The organism is Nonomuraea sp. NPDC050691, from assembly GCF_040654455.1.
Lineage (GTDB): Bacteria > Actinomycetota > Actinomycetes > Streptosporangiales > Streptosporangiaceae > Nonomuraea.
Map to the genome: position 1 here is coordinate 1 of NZ_JBFAIA010000366.1, position 1,509 is coordinate 1,509.

Consider the following 1,509-nt stretch of genomic DNA (forward strand, 5'->3'; position numbering starts at 1 on the left):
CGCGAGGAGGCGTACGCCTCGCCGGCCCCCGCCGCCCCGCCCGCGGCCTGGCCCGCCGGCGGCTACCAGCCCGGACCCGGCCACCCGTCCTTCCCGTCGGGCGCCTACCCCTCCACCCCCGGCGACTCCGCCGGCGGCTGGCCCTCGATGCCGCAGTGGCCCTCCGACAACGGCTGGCCGTCCGAGCCACGCGCCACGAGCCCCTCGACCGGCACCAGCGGCTGGCCGTCCGAACCGCGCGCCACGAGCGCGCCCGCCGGCACCGGTTACGACACCTCAGACGTCTGGGTCCCCGCCCGCAACACGGGCGGCGGCTCCTGGGGTGAGACCACCGGCGGCCTGCCCAAGAGGCCCGGCGCCGACCAGCCGCCGAGCTGGAACAGCGGCGAGCAGCAGAGCACCTGGAGCTTCGCCGACCGCGGCGAGGGCAACACGGCCCAGCGCCCCCGCTACGACTTCCCCGAGACCGAGGCGGCGGCCACCGGCCCCATCCCGACCGTCAAGCCCGCCTCCGCGGGCGACGAGTTCCTGCCGATCTTCGCCTCGGTCGAGTCCGCCTGGTTCGACCACGGCGAGTCCGGCGCGAGCTGGGGCTCGTCCAAGGCCGACGCCGGGTGGAGCGCCGCGGAGGCCGTGGTCGAGCCCGTGCGTGACGGGGCGACGGCGTCGGGCCTGCCCAAGCGGGTGCCCAAGGCCAACCTGGTGCCCGGCTCGGCCGACTCGGCCGCCGCGCCCAAGGGCGTCACTCCCATGCCGGCCGTCTCGCCGGACCGGGTCCGCAGCAGGTTGTCCAGCTTCCAGCAGGGCTTCCGGGCCGCCCGCGACGACATCAGCGAAGGCAAGACCTACTCATCTGGCCCCAGGCCCGTTGACAACAGGGAGGAGGGCGCATGAACGACCTCAGTCATGGAGCACGCGGTGTCGACTGGCTGATCACGGACTTCGTCAACACCGTTCCCGGGGTCGCGCACGCGGTGGTGGTCTCGTCCGACGGTCTGCCGCTGGCCGCCTCGGCGGGGTTCCCGCCGGACCGGGCCGACCAGCTCGCCGCGATCGCGTCGGGCCTGGTGAGCCTGACGCACGGCGCGGCGCGGGTGTTCGAGGGGGGTGTGGTCAATCAGACGATCGTGGAGATGCAGCGGGGGCTGATGCTGATCATGTCGATCAGTGACGGCTCGTGCCTGGCGGTGCTGGCCGCCCCCGACTGTGACATGGGGCTGGTGGCGTACCAGATGACGCTGATGGTCGATCGAGCTGGTCAGGTCCTGACTCCGGCGGTACGCGCGGAGCTGCGGGCGAGTCAGTCCAGGTGAGGTAGATGACAGACCCGAGATGGAACAGCGGCGGCTGGGAGCCGCCGCTTCCCCCGCAACACCAGCCCCATCACTCCGACCCCGCCTCCCCCGTCCGTCCCTACGCGGTGACGGGTGGGCGTACGGCGCCGCGGGTGAAGTTGGCGATGGAGGCGTTGGTGTCGTCGGCGACGGCTGAGCCGCGGGAGTTTTCGCA

At 73.5% G+C, this 1,509-nt stretch carries 2 protein-coding genes and 1 pseudogene; all 3 read left to right on the forward strand.

The genetic code is table 11. From position 1 onward, the window contains the following. Positions 1-894 (forward strand): annotated as a pseudogene (locus tag AB0H81_RS44770) (hypothetical protein); the annotation flags it as partial. After that, positions 891-1,313 (forward strand): roadblock/LC7 domain-containing protein, encoded by a 423-nt coding sequence (locus tag AB0H81_RS44775; protein WP_358388706.1) that lies wholly within the window; start codon positions 891-893, stop codon positions 1,311-1,313. The pseudogene AB0H81_RS44770 and the gene AB0H81_RS44775, both read left to right, overlap by 4 nt. Positions 1,314-1,318: 5 nt before the next feature. Beyond that, a partial coding sequence (locus AB0H81_RS44780; RefSeq protein ID WP_358388708.1) for a DUF742 domain-containing protein occupies positions 1,319-1,509 on the forward strand: 191 nt, incomplete at its 3' end.